Origin of the sequence: Balneatrix alpica DSM 16621 (assembly GCF_000619885.1) — a bacterium.
Taxonomy (GTDB): domain Bacteria; phylum Pseudomonadota; class Gammaproteobacteria; order Pseudomonadales; family Balneatricaceae; genus Balneatrix; species Balneatrix alpica.
In genome coordinates, this window is the sequence record NZ_JHUZ01000001.1 from 1 (window position 1) to 17,420 (window position 17,420).

13 protein-coding genes are annotated in these 17,420 nt (G+C 49.8%); 11 read left to right on the plus strand and 2 right to left on the minus strand.

Annotated elements, in window-relative coordinates; all coding sequences use genetic code 11:
* The 6 genes from Q334_RS0100005 to Q334_RS17400 form a co-directional block, all read left to right on the plus strand.
* Nucleotides 1–3,694, plus strand: a 3,694-nt coding sequence (locus Q334_RS0100005) for an Ig-like domain-containing protein (RefSeq protein ID WP_027311414.1), incomplete at its 5' end; no start/stop codon positions are given.
* A gap of 215 nt (nucleotides 3,695–3,909) precedes the next feature.
* Nucleotides 3,910–4,647, plus strand: coding sequence for a type I secretion system permease/ATPase (locus Q334_RS20495; protein ID WP_211249465.1), 738 nt, complete (start codon nucleotides 3,910–3,912; stop codon nucleotides 4,645–4,647).
* A gap of 19 nt (nucleotides 4,648–4,666) precedes the next feature.
* Nucleotides 4,667–6,061, plus strand: coding sequence for an ATP-binding cassette domain-containing protein (locus tag Q334_RS17390; RefSeq protein ID WP_245593638.1), 1,395 nt, complete (start codon nucleotides 4,667–4,669; stop codon nucleotides 6,059–6,061).
* 1 nt (nucleotide 6,062) lies between these two features.
* Entirely contained in the window at nucleotides 6,063–7,388 is a 1,326-nt protein-coding gene (locus Q334_RS0100015; protein WP_027311415.1) for an HlyD family type I secretion periplasmic adaptor subunit, read from the plus strand.
* Nucleotides 7,389–7,480: 92 nt separating this feature from the next.
* Entirely contained in the window at nucleotides 7,481–7,999 is a 519-nt protein-coding gene (locus tag Q334_RS17395) for a response regulator transcription factor (RefSeq protein WP_051527390.1), read from the plus strand.
* An 11-nt stretch (nucleotides 8,000–8,010) separates the two neighbouring features.
* Nucleotides 8,011–9,693 (plus strand): TolC family outer membrane protein, encoded by a 1,683-nt coding sequence (locus tag Q334_RS17400; protein WP_051527391.1) that lies wholly within the window; start codon nucleotides 8,011–8,013, stop codon nucleotides 9,691–9,693.
* 63 nt (nucleotides 9,694–9,756) lie between these two features.
* On the opposite strand, the gene Q334_RS0100030 is transcribed toward Q334_RS17400, so the two are convergent.
* A complete protein-coding gene (locus Q334_RS0100030) occupies nucleotides 9,757–11,223 on the minus strand; it encodes a M14/M99 family metallopeptidase (RefSeq protein ID WP_027311416.1) in 1,467 nt (488 codons plus the stop codon).
* The gene (locus tag Q334_RS0100035) at nucleotides 11,220–12,527 is read right to left on the minus strand and encodes a L,D-transpeptidase family protein (protein ID WP_081414275.1); all 1,308 of its coding nucleotides are present in this window, start codon (nucleotides 12,525–12,527) and stop codon (nucleotides 11,220–11,222) included. The genes Q334_RS0100030 and Q334_RS0100035 overlap by 4 nt, the downstream gene beginning before the upstream one ends.
* A gap of 161 nt (nucleotides 12,528–12,688) precedes the next feature.
* On the opposite strand from Q334_RS0100035, the gene Q334_RS0100040 reads away from it, so the two are divergent.
* The 5 genes from Q334_RS0100040 (at nucleotide 12,689) to mvk (ending at nucleotide 17,400) form a co-directional block, all read left to right on the plus strand.
* Nucleotides 12,689–13,030, plus strand: a complete 342-nt coding sequence (locus Q334_RS0100040; RefSeq protein WP_027311418.1) for a hypothetical protein — start codon at nucleotides 12,689–12,691, stop codon at nucleotides 13,028–13,030.
* A 128-nt stretch (nucleotides 13,031–13,158) separates the two neighbouring features.
* Entirely contained in the window at nucleotides 13,159–14,199 is a 1,041-nt protein-coding gene (locus tag Q334_RS0100045; protein WP_027311419.1) for a hydroxymethylglutaryl-CoA reductase, read from the plus strand.
* On the plus strand, nucleotides 14,196–15,227 hold the full coding sequence (gene fni, locus Q334_RS0100050; protein WP_027311420.1) for a type 2 isopentenyl-diphosphate Delta-isomerase: 1,032 nt from the start codon (nucleotides 14,196–14,198) through the stop codon (nucleotides 15,225–15,227). Before Q334_RS0100045 ends, fni begins: the two co-directional genes overlap by 4 nt.
* Nucleotides 15,228–15,235: 8 nt before the next feature.
* On the plus strand, nucleotides 15,236–16,405 hold the full coding sequence (locus Q334_RS0100055) for a hydroxymethylglutaryl-CoA synthase (protein ID WP_027311421.1): 1,170 nt from the start codon (nucleotides 15,236–15,238) through the stop codon (nucleotides 16,403–16,405).
* A complete protein-coding gene (gene mvk / locus Q334_RS0100060; RefSeq protein ID WP_027311422.1) occupies nucleotides 16,405–17,400 on the plus strand; it encodes a mevalonate kinase in 996 nt (331 codons plus the stop codon). The genes Q334_RS0100055 and mvk overlap by 1 nt, the downstream gene beginning before the upstream one ends.
* Nucleotides 17,401–17,420: the final 20 nt, after the last annotated feature.

Here is a 17,420-nt window from a genome sequence, read left to right on the forward strand (position 1 = left end):
CGCCTTCGAAGTCAGCACCGACGGTGGTGCCAACTGGACCGCCTACAGCAGTGCCCTGACCCTCAGTGCTGGCGTCAGCCAAGTGCTGGTACGGGTGTCTACGGTAGAGGATGGCAAAATTGAACCTACTGAAAACTTCACCCTGAATGCGACCCTCAATTCGAACGGCACGAACTATAACGCTTCCGGCACAGGTACCATTTTGGATGACGACCATCCTCCTGTAGCGGTGGATGATTATGGTCTGTCCGGTCTGCATGCTTCCTTCTTTAGTTACCGTGAAGGGCCAGACGGTTCGAACCTGTCTAATGTGACTCAAGTTCGTAACTTTATTGATACGCATAACCCTAGTGCGACCTTCACCGCAACCAAGCTCGATTACAAACTGGGTAGCGGTAGCCTGGGGATGGGGACTAACCTGCAGTCCTTCTTGGATCACGATGCTGCCAGTTTGTCGAATGATCCGGCAGATTCGTCGGATGCCATCATCCACATGCATGGTTACGTTAAGCTTGATCCCGGTACTTATAATTTCCGGATTGCGTCGGATGATGGCTACAGCATTTTGATAGATGGCAAAGTGGTTGCAGAGGTGAATAAAAACCAATCACCGACCACTACCACTCATAGCGCTTTTACTATTGCTGAAGGCGGCTATCACAAGTTGGAAGTCGTTTACTGGGAGCAAGGTGGGTATTATCAGTTCAAGGCGGAAATTCAGCAGGGCAATAATGGCTACCAAGTTTTTGATGGCACTCAGGCCTTCCGCTCCCTGGTGACGCCAGAAGATACGGCGCTGGATATCCCTGTTGCGGCCATTCTGGCCAATGACAGTGATCCTGATGGTGATAGCTTGACCGTAGTGAGTGTCAGTAACCCGCAGAATGGTACGGTGCAGTTGGTGGGGAACAAGGTTGTCTTTACCCCGGCGGCTAACTACCACGGCCCTGCGCAGTTTGACTACACCATCGATGATGGTCATGGCAACCGTGATACCGCGACAGTATTCCTCCATGTTACGCCGGTGACGGACTTTAATGTGGCAGCGGATAACTATGCGGTGATTGAGGGTAGTACTACCAATCAAGCCAGTGTGCTGACAAATGATTCTGCCGACCATGGCGGAGCTTTGAAGGTGGCGGCAGTCTCTCAGACCAATGGTGGTACTGCGACTATTGTCAATGGCGCAGCAACACTGACCACGGCCCTGGGCGGTACGGTAACCATCAATGCTGATGGTACTTTCTCCTATAAAGCCCCCGTATTGAATCACAGCAGTAGCGATGTCATTGAGGATGCCTTCTATTATCAGGCTTCCGATGGCTTGGCGACGGCCTCCTGGACCAAGGCAACGATTAAGGTAAGTGATACCAATCCTGATGCACTGGATGATTCAGCTTTTGTCCGTATCGGTAAGCAGGTTACTGGTAATGTGCTTGCCAACGACATTATTGTGGATACCGCAGGACAGGTTCTGAGTGTTAGCCATAAGGGTACGGTGTATACCTTTGCCAATGGGCAGAACACTCTGACCATTGACACCCAATATGGCGTTATCACAGTGAATCGTGATGGCTCTTACACCTACACCTCTGATCAAGCAGCGTTTGAGAAGACCTTTACCGCCGGTACGGCTAACGGTACCAATGGCGTCAATATGTACGGCTTTGGTTTGGGAGCGAGCTACCTGACAGCGGGTGGTGGTTTGGATTTAGCTAAGCTAAATAACACTACTTTCCAGGCAGCCATTACTGAAACGGCAGGTATCGGTGTCGGTACGGGTGGTAATAGCAACCCGATTGAGCGTAACAAACAAGGGCAGACAGAAGCTTTGGTGGTGAAGTTTGATGAGGGGGCTTCTAATGTCTCGATCAAGCTTATCAATGCCAATGATGGTGACCCCATTATCTGGAAGACCTTCGACAGCAACGGTAACTTCCTGGAGTCAGGCACGCGCTCTGAAGGGGTTGAGACAGGCAATGGTAATAATATTGTCTTCTGGCCAAGTATGACTAAAGCCTTCACCTATATGGTAGTGAGCTTAGATGCTGGTAATACCAATGAAGAGTTCCGCATAGCTGAGTTTAAATACACTGTTAGCGAAGGGGCTGCTCAGGAAAGCTTTACCTACACCATGAAGGATGCAGATGGCGATCAGGATACCGCTAATCTGCTGATTAATACGGGTGTTGACAGCCTCTATGTTGGTACTACTGACGGTAATACTAAAGTTAGTGGCGGTGGTAATGATGTGCTGATCGGTGATCCAGCGGGCTCCAGTGTGCTGCTGGTGCCAGCCAAGAATTACAACATCTCTCTGATGGTTGATGTTTCGGGCAGTATGAGTAGCCAGATGGCGACGATGAAGCAGTCGCTGACTAATCTGCTGAACCAGCTTAAAGCCCATGAAGGTGTGGTGAATATTCAGCTGGTCACTTTCTCGACAGGGATAGTGCAGAATGTCAATGTGACTAACCTGAATAATAGCAATGCCAGCACGATCCAGAATGTCATCAACAATATGACTGCGGATGGATGGACTAACTATGATGCTGGTCTGACGTCAGGCTCCGCTTGGTTGAAATCGGTTGTTGATGCCGGCAGTAATGGTGCGGCGAACTTTGTGAATAATGCCTTCTTTATTACCGATGGGGCGCCTAATCGCTATTTGAAGGACTCGGATGGTTCTGTGGCCTCAGGTAGTACTACGGAGTCGATGACAGAAGCGATTAAAGCCGCTTCCAGCATGATGAAGGGAACGGGCAGCTTTAGTGGTGCTAATAACATCAATCTGCATGCCATTGGCATTGGCTCAGGAAATGACGTCAACAATATGAAGTACTTCGACAATACGAGTATTGCCGGTACTACTACCTACAATGGTATGACGAATGTGCCCTATGGTAATCCGCAGATTATCAGCTCTGCGTCGGAGTTGAGCCTGGCATTGCAGAATGCTTTCTTGCAATCCAACCCCTTACCCTATGGCGACGATACCCTGACTGGTGGAGCCGGTGCGGACATCATCTTCGGTGATAGCATCAACACCGATCACCTGTCCTGGACCGACAATGGCGTGTCCTATAGTGCGGGTAGTCATGATGGTATGGGCTTTAAAGGCCTGGTTGAGTACTTAAAACATGCAGTGAATGGAGGTGCCGCTCCCTCTCAACAGCAGCTGAAAGACTACATCACCACCAACTACAATGCCTTGAAAGGTAATGAGGATCGTGGTGGTAATGACATTCTGACTGGTGGAGAGGGTGATGACATCATCTTTGGTCAGGGTGGTAATGACATTCTTATCGGTGGCAAAGGTAATGACATTCTGCATGGCGGTAAGGGCATTGATACCTTCCGCTGGTTGGATGGTGATCAGGGCAGTGCGGGTGCTCCAGCCCATGACCAAGTGCTTGATTTCAAGAGCACTACGGCCGAAAAAGACGTGCTAGACCTGCGTGATCTGTTGCAAGGTGAGAATAGCGGTAACTTGACCCAATACCTGCACTTTGAACAATCTGGTAGCGATACCCTCGTTCATGTTAGCAGTAAAGGGCAGATCAACGGTGCTGCCTCCAATGTGGCGGCTGTGGAAGATCAGGTCATTACCCTCAAAGGAGTGAGCTTGTCGGGTTCTGATCAAGACATCATCAATGACCTGCTTAGTAAGGGGCAGTTGATCGTCGATCAGTAAAGTATTGAGTTATTCAGCCGCTAATAAAGCCCGCATCTTTGCGGGCTTTATTGTTTTTGTACTGTTTGTTTTGTGTGATTTTTTGTTGTGCTGAGGGATTTGAAATAAGCAATATCTGCTGAAATTAAAGCAAAATAGTTAAAACAACCCCTTATTGGTTGATGTATAACGTTTTTTTGCATAGTCTTGGGTCGCCATAGCTAGGGGTGTATGTAATGGATGATGCTGAATTGTTAAGTAAAGTAAATGGCGGTGGGCGACAAGAAGATGAATTGCTGTCTGCTTTGCTAATTCAGTGCAAGCTCTTGGGGATTTCTGTGACGGCTGAGCAATTGGTCGCAGGACTGCCTTTGGCCGATAATCGCTTAACGCCTAGCTTAATTGAAAGGGCGCTTTCCCGCGTAGGCTTATCCAGTAAGCTGGCGGAGCGTCCTTTAACTCAACTGTCTTCGTTATTGCTTCCTTGTGTACTCCTGCTGCAAGGAGGAGGAGCCTGTATCCTCCTGACGTTAGAAGGCGATCAGGCGGAAGTGATTCTGCCGGAGTTAGGTGATGCTAAGACCCGCCTGCCTTTGGCTGAACTTAGTCAGCGCCACAGCGGCTTTGTTGTATTGGTTAAGCCAGAATATAAGCCGGATCCTACAAATAAAGATATTCATCATGCTAAGAATGAACATTGGTTTTGGGGAACCTTAACTAAGTTTTTACCCATCTTTCGTGATGTGCTTATTGCCAGTTTCTTTATTAACCTACTGGCCCTACTTAGTCCTTTATTTACTATGAATGTTTACGACAGAGTGGTGCCTAATCAGGCATTTGAAACACTCTGGGTGTTAGCAATAGGGATAGGTGTGGCTTATGTGCTCGATTTTATTTTAAAGTCGCTACGGGCCTATTATCTGGAAGTAACGGGCAAAAAAAATCGATATTATTTTATCTTCCCGACTGTTTGAGCAAACTCTAAATTTACGCATGGAGGTGAAACCTACATCGATAGGTAGTTACGCTTCTAATCTAAAAGAGTTTGACTCAGTACGGAACTTCTTTACATCGGCGACGATGGTGACCTTGATTGATTTTCCCTTTGCCATCCTTGCTTTAATCACCATCGCTTGGATTGGTTTGCCGATGATGTGGGTGCCGATTATCGCTATGCCTCTGCTGTTTATTTACAGCTATATCGCAACCCTACCGATTATGAAGTCGGTGGAGCATGTTTATGGTGCGAGCGCGCAGAAAAATGCCGTATTGATTGAGTCCCTGGCGGGGATGGAAACACTGCGAGTATTAGGTGCAGAGTATTGGGCGCAGAGAAAATGGGAAAATGCTGTTGCCTACGCGGGTAAATGGGGGATTAAGTTAAAGAACTGGACGGTCTCCATTGCTCATGTATCGGCCATTATTCAGCAAATTGCATCTATTGCTACCGTTGTGGTTGGGGTGTACCTGATCGCAGAACAAGAGCTGAGTATGGGGGGCTTGATTGCATGTGTGATTTTAACAAGTCGAGCCATAGCTCCCATGGCTCAGGCCGCAGGCCTATTAGCCTCCTATCAACAGACTGCATTAGCTCTAAAAGGCCTGAACGATATTATGGCACGTCCGGTTGAGCGAGATGCCAAGCGTCAATATGTTCAGCGGCAGACGTTTAATGGCAATATCGAGTTTAAAGAGGTGACTTTTAAGTATCCGGGGCAAGAGATGAATGCGCTGGAAAAAGTCAGTGTCAAAATTAATGCCGGTGAACATGTCGGAATAATTGGCAAGATAGGCTCGGGTAAATCCACTATTAGTAAGTTGGTGTTGGGCTTATATGCACCTGAATCGGGCTCGATTCGTTTGGATGATATTGACGTTAAACAACTGAGTTTGTCCGATTTGCGTTCGCATATTGGTTATGTGCCTCAGGATGTTGTGCTGTTTTCCGGTAGTTTGAAAGAAAACCTGCTGCTAGGGGCACCTCTGGCGGATGATGAGGCCATCTTGCAGGCGGCAGACTTAAGTGGAGTAACCGACTTTGCTAATCAACACCCGCGTGGTTTTGACATGATGATCGGCGAGCGTGGTGAAGGGTTATCGGGTGGGCAGCGTCAATGTATTGGTATTGCGAGGGCGTTGATTCACAAGCCGAATGTGCTGTTGTTGGATGAGCCAACCAATTCAATGGACTTTAGTACTGAGGAGCGTTTTAAACAGCGCTTACAGGAGTGGAGTCAAGGTAAAACCCTGATTTTGGTGACACATAAAGCCTCATTATTAACACTGGTGAATCGTCTGATTGTCGTGCATCAAGGACGTATTGTGGCAGATGGACCAAAAGAAGCAGTGCTAGAAGCTTTAAAACAAGGCCGGTTGAAGGTGTCCTGAGATGAAAGAACGTATGAGTGATCAGGATTTAGCCTTTGCAGCTGACCTTAAAGAAGCACTTTATAACCAGCAAGTACAACGTTGGCGTGGCTTGTTTTGGCTGATTATTGCCATGCTGTTAGTGGTGATTACTTGGGCTTATTGGGCCGAATTGGATGAAATTACCCGAGGGACGGGCAAGGTGATTCCTTCTAACCAACTGCAGGTCGTACAGAATCTAGAGGGGGGGATTGTCTCGGAGATCCTCGTGAAAGAAGGGGAGATGGTGACCGCTGGGCAGGTGTTACTACGTATTGATGACACCCGCTTCAATGCTTCCTTTGAAGAAAATCAGCAACGTTTTTTGGCTTTAGAAGCCAAAATAGCACGTCTACAAGCGGAGGCAGAGGGTAAAGAGTTTGCCCCTGATATTACGGCTGAAACAAATAATCCTTATCTTCGTCAGGAATATAGCCTGTACCAAATACGCTTACGCTCGTTGCAAGAGCAAATCGGTATCTTGGAGTCGCAGATTCGTCAGCGCGAACGAGAGCTAGATGAGTCAAAAAGCCGAGAGGCTCAGGTGCAGCGTGGCCTTAACTTAGTTGAGCGTGAGTTAACCATGACGCGCCCCTTAGCCAAGTCGGGGGTAGTATCGGAAGTTGAGTTGCTGCGTTTAGAACGTGAGGTTAACGATATCCGTGGTGAGCTCAGTAGCTTGCGTATCACCATTCCAAGATTGCAGGCAGCGATAGAAGAAGCAAAGCAAAAGCGTTCCGAAGCACAGATTAACTTCCGCCGTGAAGCAAGGGCTGAACTGACGGAAACCTCAACGGAGCATAAAAGCTTATCTGAACTATTAAAGGCACTGGATGATCAGGTAAAGCGTACGGCGGTACGGGCGCCGGTAGATGGCCGTGTACAACGGCTGCTGGTGAATACCCGTGGAGGGGTGGTTCAGCCTGGCATGAGCCTGATTGAATTAGTGCCTATTAAAGATTTGCTGATTGTGGAGGCGAAGATTAAGCCTTCCGATATCGCCTATTTGCACCCTGGGCAGCAAGCAGTGGTGCGCTTCTCGGCTTATGACTTTGCCATTTATGGAGGTTTGGAAGCGGAACTGACCCATATCAGTCCTGATACTGTCCATGATGAGCAAACTAGAGAAGATTTTTACATGGTGCGTTTGGCCACTAAAGCAACTCACTTGGGCTCAGAGGAAAAACCTCTGCCTATTATCCCTGGGATGGTGGTGACGGTGGACATTATGACCGGTAAAAAGACCGTGCTCGACTACTTACTGAAGCCAGTTTATCGGGCCAAAGAAACCGCCTTACGAGAGCGATAATCATGGATTTACTGCTTAGTCATAGCAGAAGCTTATACCTGCGCCTTTCGTCAGCTTTGGCTCCTAATGAGTTGGTATGGGCGGAGGAGCGGATGCCTGAAGTAGAGCCTGAACTGATTTGGTTACATGCGAACCAGGATTTGGACAGGTTGCTGCCCAGTATTCAGCAGCGTTTCGCTCATGCGAAGTTATTAGTCTTGAGTAATATTCCTCAGCTGGATCAAGGCTTGATGGTGACAATGCAGGGAGCGCGGGGTTATTTAAACGCCCATGCTCGGGCAGAGGTGTTACAGCAAGCAGGCCAAACAGTACGCATGGGGCAGGTTTGGCTGGGAGAGGCATTGATCACCGAGATGGTCAAACATTTGGCTAAGGTGCCTGGGTTGCAGAGTGACAAACCTGTCGCTGTGCAGGGCGACTTGAATGAGCGGGAAGATTTATTAGTTGCTTGTGTCGCTAATGGCATGAGCAATCAGCAAATTGCCAGTGAGCTGAATCTCTCTGAGCAAACAGTGAAAAACCAGTTAAGCCAGCTGTATCGCAAACTGGGGGTGAAAGATAGGCTATCTTTAGCCTTGTATGTCAACGAAAGAAGAAGACAGATAAATTAACAGGTGGTGGTATGAGCAGCGGCAAACGTTTTTCCCAGACCTTGATTGCCCTAGCGGTGGCGGGGTCGGCAACAGTGTGGGCCAAGCCTTTACCGGAAGTTGTAAAGGAGGCTGTGCAAAGCAGCCCCTTGGTAGAGCAGGCGCGCTTCGATAAACAAACCTTTGAGCAAGCAGTCAAAGAAGCACGTGCAGGATACTTACCCAGCCTGGATTTGCGGATGGGGATTGGTCGAGAGCACACTAAGGATCGGGCAGGGCAAAGTATTAATAAGACCCTGACTCGCCGTGAGTCAGAGTTGGCTTTAACACAAGTGTTGTTTGATGGCTTTGGCACTCAGGCAGAGGTGGCGCGGCAAGAAGCGCGTGCTGATGCGGCAGCATGGATGTTGGCGGGTGAAACAGAACGGGTAGGGTTAGAAGTTGCTCGGGCCTATCTAGATGTTTATCGCGAGCGTGAGTTGCTGCGCCTAGCGGAAGAAAATCTGACGAAGCACCAGAGCATCTATGATCAGATTCAGATCCGGCGCCAATCCGGTATTGCCTCCCAAGCTGAGTTAGCCCAGGCGGAAAGCCGGTTAGCATTGGCTCAATCCAATACGATTGCAGCACGTAATAATCTTAAGGATGTTGAAGCCCGTTATCAGTTAATGGTAGGGCAGGCTGCAGACGAAGTGAGTTTCCCTGACTTTAACTCAGCTTTATTACCAGCATCGATCGATGCGGCGGTAGAAATGGCTTTAGAGAATAATGCCATCCTGAAGGCTGCGACCTCCGACATTGGCGAAGCTCAAGCGCAAATAGAAACTCGTAATAGTTTGTTTATGCCGCGGGTGACTTTTGAGGCGAAAACCAGCCTGGATAAAAACCTTGATGGTAATGAAGGGCGTAACTCCGACTGGGAGGCAATGGTACGTCTGAATTACAACATCTTTAATGGTGGGGCTGATCGCTCTCGTCAGCAGCAGGCGCGTGAGCAGTTGAGCAAAGCCAAAGCCATTCGGGATCAAACCCATCGCGAAGTGACAGAAACGATGCAGCTAGCTTGGTCCGCCTATGAGCTTTTAGGGGAGCAGGTTAATTACTTGGACCGCCAAGTAGGTTCTGCCCAGCAAACCCGTGAGCTTTATAAGCAGCAGTTTAATATTGGTCAGCGTTCCTTATTGGATTTGCTGGACTCTGAAAATGAACTCTTTGAAGCCCGCAATAACCTGCTCGGAGCACAGGCGGCCTATCGTTTGGCCCAATATCGTATCCTAGCGGCATCCAGTAAGTTGTTAGCCAGTATGGATGATCAGTCTTTCACGGCAAGTACAGCTTATGTGTCTGACCCTGTTGAGGCTCAACCTGTTGATGCTTCAGCGGATTACCAGGAAGTGATGGCGGCGATTGAAAGCTGGCGTCAGGCTTGGGCTGGTCAGGATATTGATGGTTATCTAGCGCAGTATTCGTCTGAGTTTAAACCGAGCAAGGGCAGTGTAGATGTTTGGCAAGCACAACGTCGTAAAGCAGTCAGTTCACCTCAGTGGATTCAAGTAGATATCACTGAGCCTGCGGTAGCAGTGGTGGATACGATGGCGACAGTAAGCTTCACTCAGAGCTATAAGGCAAATCATTATAGTGATGTCGTTACCAAACAACTGCGCCTACAGAAAGAGAATGGTGAGTGGAAGATTGTTGAAGAGAATGTGCTTTAACAGATAGGTTGCTCTAAATACAAACAGCGGGTTGCGGCCCGCTGTTTGCTTTTAGGGTGCTGGTCAAGGAGTCAGCTTGATCAGGATGCGGGCGATTTCTTCGCCATCCTTGTTGACTGCGGTTACCGGATAAATGCTGCCCTTGCCATCGATGGAGTATTTAGCCAGGAATTCGGTGCGTTTGGGGATGATTTCATGGCCGCGATCGTCACCTGAATTATCACCTGGATGTGATACCCACCCCTTAAAGTTAAGCTTAGGCTCTTCATAAGCTCCTCCCGCTTCGAAACTGCTAATGAGGCGGAGGCTGTCACTTTTGCCCAGGGGTAGCGTGGCGCCGGCAGGCAGCAGTTTCCAGGTATTGTTGAGGCTGATTAGGAACACGCGACCGCTGGGTAGAGCCGCCGGTGTTAGCACTGCGCCTGCCTGGGGGCTGGCTTCACGAACGCGAATGCCAATAGAGGCAATTTCAGCACTTTCTTTGCGAAAGAGTAGGCGGGTGTCTTTTTCAATAACCAGTTCATGTTTGCCATCATTGAGCCCACCGTGATCGAGTACATCGCAGGTAATACCTCGTTGGTAATCGCTACTGATGTGACGCACTTTGAGATTGGCACCTTTATCGACGATGAGGGTATCGCCAGGTTTAACAATGCGTGATTCACCATTGACTTCTAGCTCAGCAAACTGAATACGAGGTGTTGAAACTAGAATGCGTGGCGTTTCAGGCACGATCCCTAACTGCTGCATAAACTCATTAATTACCAGGTTGTGATACAGCACTTTGAGTTCGGTGGAGGGTAAGTTTTTTGAGGCCTCTACTCCGAATGCCGGTAAGCAATGTTGGCGCATGGCGTAATAGGTGGCCGTTTTGCGCATAGCGGTGTAGGGCGTATCAGGATCCGCGGTACGGGTATTGAAGAAGGTAAGGTGATGATCCTGATTATCAATTCCTTGATTGACTTGTTTAAGAACGGTGCGAGCCAGTTCCCCTAGCGGTAGGGTTTGGCCGTTATCACATTGAAATTGCTCGGTATCAACGATCAGAGATTGACCATAACGCTGGGGATTGCGCTGCTCATTGATATATGTGGGTGAGTGAAAACCCCAGCCATCATGAAGGTGTAGGAAAAGGTCAGCCTGGCCCATGAGCTCTTTCAGTTTGCTAACCACTTCGGTCATTGGGCCGGGTTCGGCTTCATCGTGAAATTGTCGATTCATGTCGCCATCGGGGCCACGCTCACCGAGGATAACGGATTTGAGATTGGCACGGGGAACCACGATCAGGTTGCCTTGTTTTAGCATCAGATCAGGATAAAGGTCAGCCGAGAGGTAGGCGCCAGGCTCATCACCCTGGATACCACCAATAATCAGCAGGGTTTTACCTGGCTGGCGGCCTTTGACATGATAAACATTCAGCTCGTAATCGGAGCCTTCAAAAAAGATTTGGTGTTGGGTGCCGGGGGCACTCCAAACGGCGTTACTGGCCAGTAGCAGCGTAGCCAGACTTATCAGGGAAAAGAGTTTCATAGGGCTGACCAGCGCTCCGCCATAATTTGATATTCACCAGGACAGCCTCGAATAATGAGCGTCTTCATGCCCAGGTCGGCATAGCTTTGGCTGCGATAATCCTGTTTAAAGCGGATCTGGTACTGGTTGCCTTGAATGGGTGAAATTTGTAGGTTTTCTATGGTAATACGCTGATTGGGGCGCTCTTGGAAAATGCCTTTTTTATAGAGTGTCCAGGCTAACAAGTCCCGTCCACGCTCATCGGTAAAGTCATTGCCATAGTGGCCCACATAGGCATCAACATTGCCGGCATTCCAGGAGCTGAGCCAGGAATTGACGAACTGCTCAATACTGCGATTTACGAAGGGGGCAGTAGCTTGCTCGGTAATATCTTCAGCAACCAGGCGCAGGCGATCGTTGTCACGTTTAAAGAACAAGCGTTTATGGTCAAGAGAAACTAGGTTGCTGGCACAATAAAGCTGTTCGAAGTCATAGACGACTTGGTCACCGTCTTCACGGTAGGCATACACGTTATTGGTAGCAATACGCTTTTCTGGGTAGAGCTCTGCTAGGCGACGTTTGCGTTCTAGCCAGGCTTGCCGTTTGATACCCCCCGGTCCTTGAAAGGCAGGGTGGAGCATACTGGCTAAGGTATCAATATCACCGCCTTCCCAGGAGGTAATAAAGGTGTCGAGCTCTTGCAGAATTTTGTCGCGCTCTTTGGCGTAGGCTTCTGGAGTAAGGAAATCTGCTTTAGGAGCAATGACCACATTAGTGCCTTTGCCGATCATGCCGTTGAGTTCAGTAATTTCTGTATTGTCAAAGGCAACGCAGCCGAGGGTGACATTCTTGCTGGGATCATTGTCATCTTTGCCATGCAGCCAAATGCCGCTGCCATTACGACCTTCGATTCTATCCAGGGGATTGGGGTAGTCGATAGGAAAAGCCCCTGTGCCATAAAGAGGGGGGAGCGTTTCGCCCGGGATAAAGTGAGTGATGCGGTAAACCCCTTCCGGGGTGCGCTTGTCACCTTCATACTCTTTATCGCCATCATTTTCGCCAAATAATAAGTTGTCATAGCGACGGCTCAGAGTTGGCATGTCATTTTGAAAGTCAATCAGATAGGCGGTTTTGCCTTTTTTATCCACCAAGATAGAGGTGCGATTTTCTGCATCCCTGGTAAAAATGTGGGCCGGTATAGAGGCATCGCTTTGTGCCCAGCTCAAACTGCTAAAGCTGAATAGCGCTGTGGCTAAAGAAGTGCTTAATAGTCGCTTAGACTGACCTGCGCTGATGGGTGCTGATGTGACGAATCCGAATGCCATAGGTGAACAAACCCCGTACCTATTTTTATAAGTCAAAAATACAGATCGGCCATTCTACCTAGGCCCTGTTCCTGGCTGCAAACTCCGTGCAGTTGCAGTCAGTTGCGTTAAGCTTGGGTGGCGGGTATCGTGGGCACTAAACGCAAGGGGAGGGGCGAGTTATGCCTTATGTTGAAAGGGATGCCAGCGGCGCAATTGTAGCGGTTTATGCGACTGCTCAGTCGCAGGCCAATGAGCAAATTGATCCTGACTCTCCTGAGTTAAAGTCTTTTTTGCATCAAGATGTGGACTCAACCCAAAGGTTGCTGCGTCAGTCAGACTTAGAGCTGCAGCGAGTACTGGAGGATGTCATCGATTTATTGATCGATAAAGGCGTGTTGATGTTTACCGAGCTTCCCAGTGAAGCTCAGAAAAAACTGGTGAGCCGCAAACGTATTCGTACCGTATTGAAAAACAAAGGCGGCATTTTGGGCGGAGATGATGAGGATTCCCTACCGCTTTAGGCAGATTGCATTTGCCAGGGGGCATCGCTAAAATTGCCGCACCTTATTTTGCGCAAGGCATTGTTTGTCTTGGAGAATTATCAAGGGGTTGCGAAGGCAACCCTTTTTTGTAGCTGACTAAGCAAACTATGAAAGCTCATAAAATTGCCTCTGCGCCTGTGCCCATGCGTTGGGTTGGGCCAGTTAAAATCAGTGGAAATATTATGGAGGAGTCCGTGTCGGTTCCTCTTGCGACCTATGAAAGCCCGTTGTGGCCTTCTGTCGGTCGTGGTGCGCGTGTATCCATGCTGTGTGAGCAGGGTATTCGCGCGACTCTGATTGATGAACGCATGAGCCGTTCCATTCTGTTAGAAGCGGCCCACGCTGGTGATGCGTTATTGGCTTTGCAGTCTATTCTGACTCGCCAGCAGGAAATGCAGGCGGTGGTTGGACAAAGCAGTCGTTTTGCCAAGTTAATTGATATTCATCACCAAATTGCCGGTAACTTATTATTTTTGCGTCTGGAGTTCCGTACCGGCGATGCTTCTGGACATAACATGGTAACCAATGCAGCTGATCATTTGATCCGCTGGTTATTGCAACAGTATCCCCAGCTGAGCTATGGCTCCATCTCCGGCAATTATTGTTCAGATAAAAAGGCCACCGCAGTAAACGGCATTCTTGGTCGCGGTAAAAATGTGGTGGCGGAAATTCTGATTCCCCGTGAGCTCTGTGCACGACGGCTAAAAACCACGCCAGAAAAAGTCGTGGATCTGAATATTAAGAAAAACCTGCTAGGAACCTTGCTCGCCGGTGGGTTGCGCTCTGCTAATGCCCACTACGCCAATATGCTATTGGCTTTCTACTTGGCGACGGGGCAGGACGCGGCGAATATTGTGGAAGGCTCGCAAGGGGTGACACAAGCTGAAGTACGTGATGGCGATCTCTATTTTGCTTGTAATCTACCTAATCTGATCGTGGGTACCGTCGGCAATGGTAAAGGGCTTGATTTTGTCGAGGACAACCTGCGCCAGCTGGGGTGTCGTGAAGAGCGCGAGCCTGGTGCCAATGCTCAGCGTTTAGCGGTGATCTGTGCAGCCACGGTGCTCTGTGGAGAGTTGTCATTGCTGGCAGCCCAGACTAATCCGGGCGAACTGATGCAGGCTCACTTACAGTTGGAGCGCGGATGAGCGAGCAAACTAATGACCGTAAGCTGGAGCATATTCGTGTCATCGAACAAGACCCAGCAACGGATCGTCAGGGCGCCTACTTTGATCAGTTACGCTTGCGCCACCGCGCGTTGCCTGAAATCGACTTGGCTGATGTTGATCCATCGATCGAGTTTCTCGGTAAACGCCTGAGCTTTCCTCTATTGATTTCTTCCATGACGGGTGGAGATCACGCTCTGTTGCTAACGATTAATCGTAATCTGGCGTTGGCTGCCGAGGCGACTGGCGTAGCGATGGGAGTAGGATCACAGCGGGTGATGTTTACCCACCCCCAGGCACGAGCGAGCTTTGCGCTACGTACGCTGGCACCGAGTGTGCCCCTGCTTGCCAACATCGGTGCGGTGCAACTGAATAAGGGCTTTGGCCTGGCGGAGTGTGAAGAGGCAGTCAGCGTATTGGATGCGGATGCGCTTTATCTGCATCTCAACCCCTTGCAGGAAGCGATACAACCAGAGGGGGATACGCAATTTGCAGGTTTGGCTGGCAAAATACAGACGCTGGCCCCGCAGTTGAGCTGCCCGCTAATCTTGAAAGAAGTAGGATGTGGCTTATCGGCTGCGGATGTTGAGCTAGGCTTGGCAGCCGGAGTGCGCTATTTCGATGTGGCGGGTAGTGGTGGTACTTCCTGGAGCCGGATTGAGCACCATCGTTGTCAACAGGGTGATTTGGGCTTGGCTTTTCAGGATTGGGGCTTGCCTACGCCGCTGGCATTGCAACAATTACGCCCTTATCAGGGCAAGGCTGTGTTTCTCGCCAGTGGGGGAATTCGCAGCGGTATCGATATGGTCAAATCTGTTATACTCGGCGGCTCGGTGTGTGGGATGGCGGCGCCATTTCTGCGCCCGGCCATGGAGTCGCCTGAAGCGGTAATTAGGGTCATAGAATCCATTAAGCGTGAGTTTGTGACGGCAATGTTTTTGCTGGGTATAACTAATGTGGAGCAGCTGTATCTGCGTGATGAGCTGTTCTGGACGGGTAATAGGAATTGAGTCCCTCTATGAAGGTTGGCATTGACGATATTAGTTTTTACACCTCCAACTATTACCTGGACCTGCGCACGTTGGCCGAGGTGCACAATATTGATGTAGAGAAGTACTACGTTGGTATTGGCCAGGAACAAATGGGCATGCCTGCGCCTGATGAGGATGTTGTCACGATGGGGGCCGCTGCGGCCTTGCCTATCGTTCGTCAGTTGGAGCAGCCGGAATCGATTAGCACCCTGTTATTTGCCACTGAAAGCGGCATTGATCAGTCGAAGTCTGCCGGGGTGTTTGCTCACCAATTGCTGGGCTTGCCAGCGACCTGCCGGGTGGTGGAGCTGAAGCAGGCTTGCTATAGCGCTACCGCCGCAATCCAGATGGCTTGTGCTTTAGTTGCGCGCCAACCACAGCAGCGGGTGCTGGTAATTGCCTCTGACATTGCCCGTTATGACCTTGATTCGTCCGGTGAGCCAACCCAGGGCTGCGGAGCCGTGGCTTTATTGATTGCCGCTAATCCTCGCTTGGTTGAAATAGAACCACTGTCTGGTTTGCACACCGAGGATGTGATGGACTTCTGGCGTCCCAACTATCGCTCTACCGCATTAGTGGATGGTAAGTATTCCACCAAAATTTATTTGAAGTCCCTTAAATCGGCGTGGCAGCACTATCGCCAGCAAGGCGGGCGCTCTCTGCGTGAATTTGCTTTTTTCTGCTATCACCTGCCCTTTACTCGGATGGCACAGAAGGCTCATGCTCATCTGCTGAAATTGGAAAGCGCTGAGTTGACTGCAGCAGAAGCAGAAGCACAGATTACAGACACCCTGCAATACAACAAGCGCATCGGTAATAGCTACACGGCTTCAATGTACATTGGTTTGGCTTCTTTGCTGGAAAATGCCCGTGAAGATATCAGTGAGAAGTTGATTGGCTTTTTCAGCTATGGATCAGGGTGCGTGGCAGAGTTTTATGCAGGCCGGGTTGTGCCGGGATATCAGCAGTGGTTGCGCAAACACGAGCATCAGCAATTGTTGGCTAATCGTCAGCAGGTGGATTATCAAACCTATCGTCGCCTGTACGCCTATCCCAATCCGGTGGATGGACAAGAACATAACATCGCTGCGGAAACCACAGGTCCTTTCCGTCTGGCTGCGATTAACCAACATAAGCGAATTTACCAGGCCGTATGATGATTAGCGCCAGCGCTCCAGCAAAGTTGATTTTAAGTGGTGAGCATGCAGTGGTGTATGGCGCTCCAGCCCTAGCCGCTGCGGTAAGCCCCCGTGCTCAGGTGCGGGTTAGTGAGCTGCCGAAGCCTGAAGTGGTCTTGTTGTTAGATGGTATTGAACAGCGTTTAAGTATCTTGGATTGCCTGGATATGCAGGCAGATCTGGATGATGCCCATGAAGCCTTTCTTGATGGTGAGCTGGAAATTCAGGATGTCCTGGAAAGTGGTCGTCAGCTGTTTTTTTATCTGGCAGCACAGTGGCTCCAACCTGACAGCCGGCAAGGGGTCAAAATTGAGCTGGATTCGGCCATTCCTATTGGTGCTGGATTAGGCTCCTCGGCGGCAACTATTGCGGCCGTAGCCAGTGCCTTGGCGCAATTCTATGGCGAACCGATGGATGCCTCACAGTTGATTGCGTTGACACGCTTTGTTGAGCGATTGCAGCATGGGCGTGGCAGTGCGATTGACGCTACCACGGTAGTCCAGGGTGGGGTGTTGTATTTGCATCAGGATCAAGTTGAAACCTTGGCGCCGTTACAAGGACCCTGGTGGCTTGTTCATAGTGGACAGCCCCAATGCTCAACAGGGGAGTGTGTTAGCCAGGTGCGTCAGCAATTTGCTGATTCCAGCCTGTGGCAAACATTCAGTCAGGTCACCCAGGGATTACGGCAGGCACTGCTTGAACACGATCAGGCCGGGATTATAAGCGCCATCAGTGCTAATCAGCGTTTGCTTGAGCAAATTGGCGTCGTGCCGGCACCGGTGCAGCAGTTTATCCGTCAGCTAGAAGCGAAGGGTGGGGCTGCCAAGGTATGTGGTGCGGGGGCTATCCGAGGAGATCAAGCCGGTGCCGTACTGGTCTATGGCGTTGATCCGAGCGATTTGGCGTTGGCAGCAGGGTATCGCTGCACTGCATTACAAGGCGAGCAGGATGGCGCCCATGTGGCAGCAGGTTGAGGTTTCAGCCCCTGGAAGTT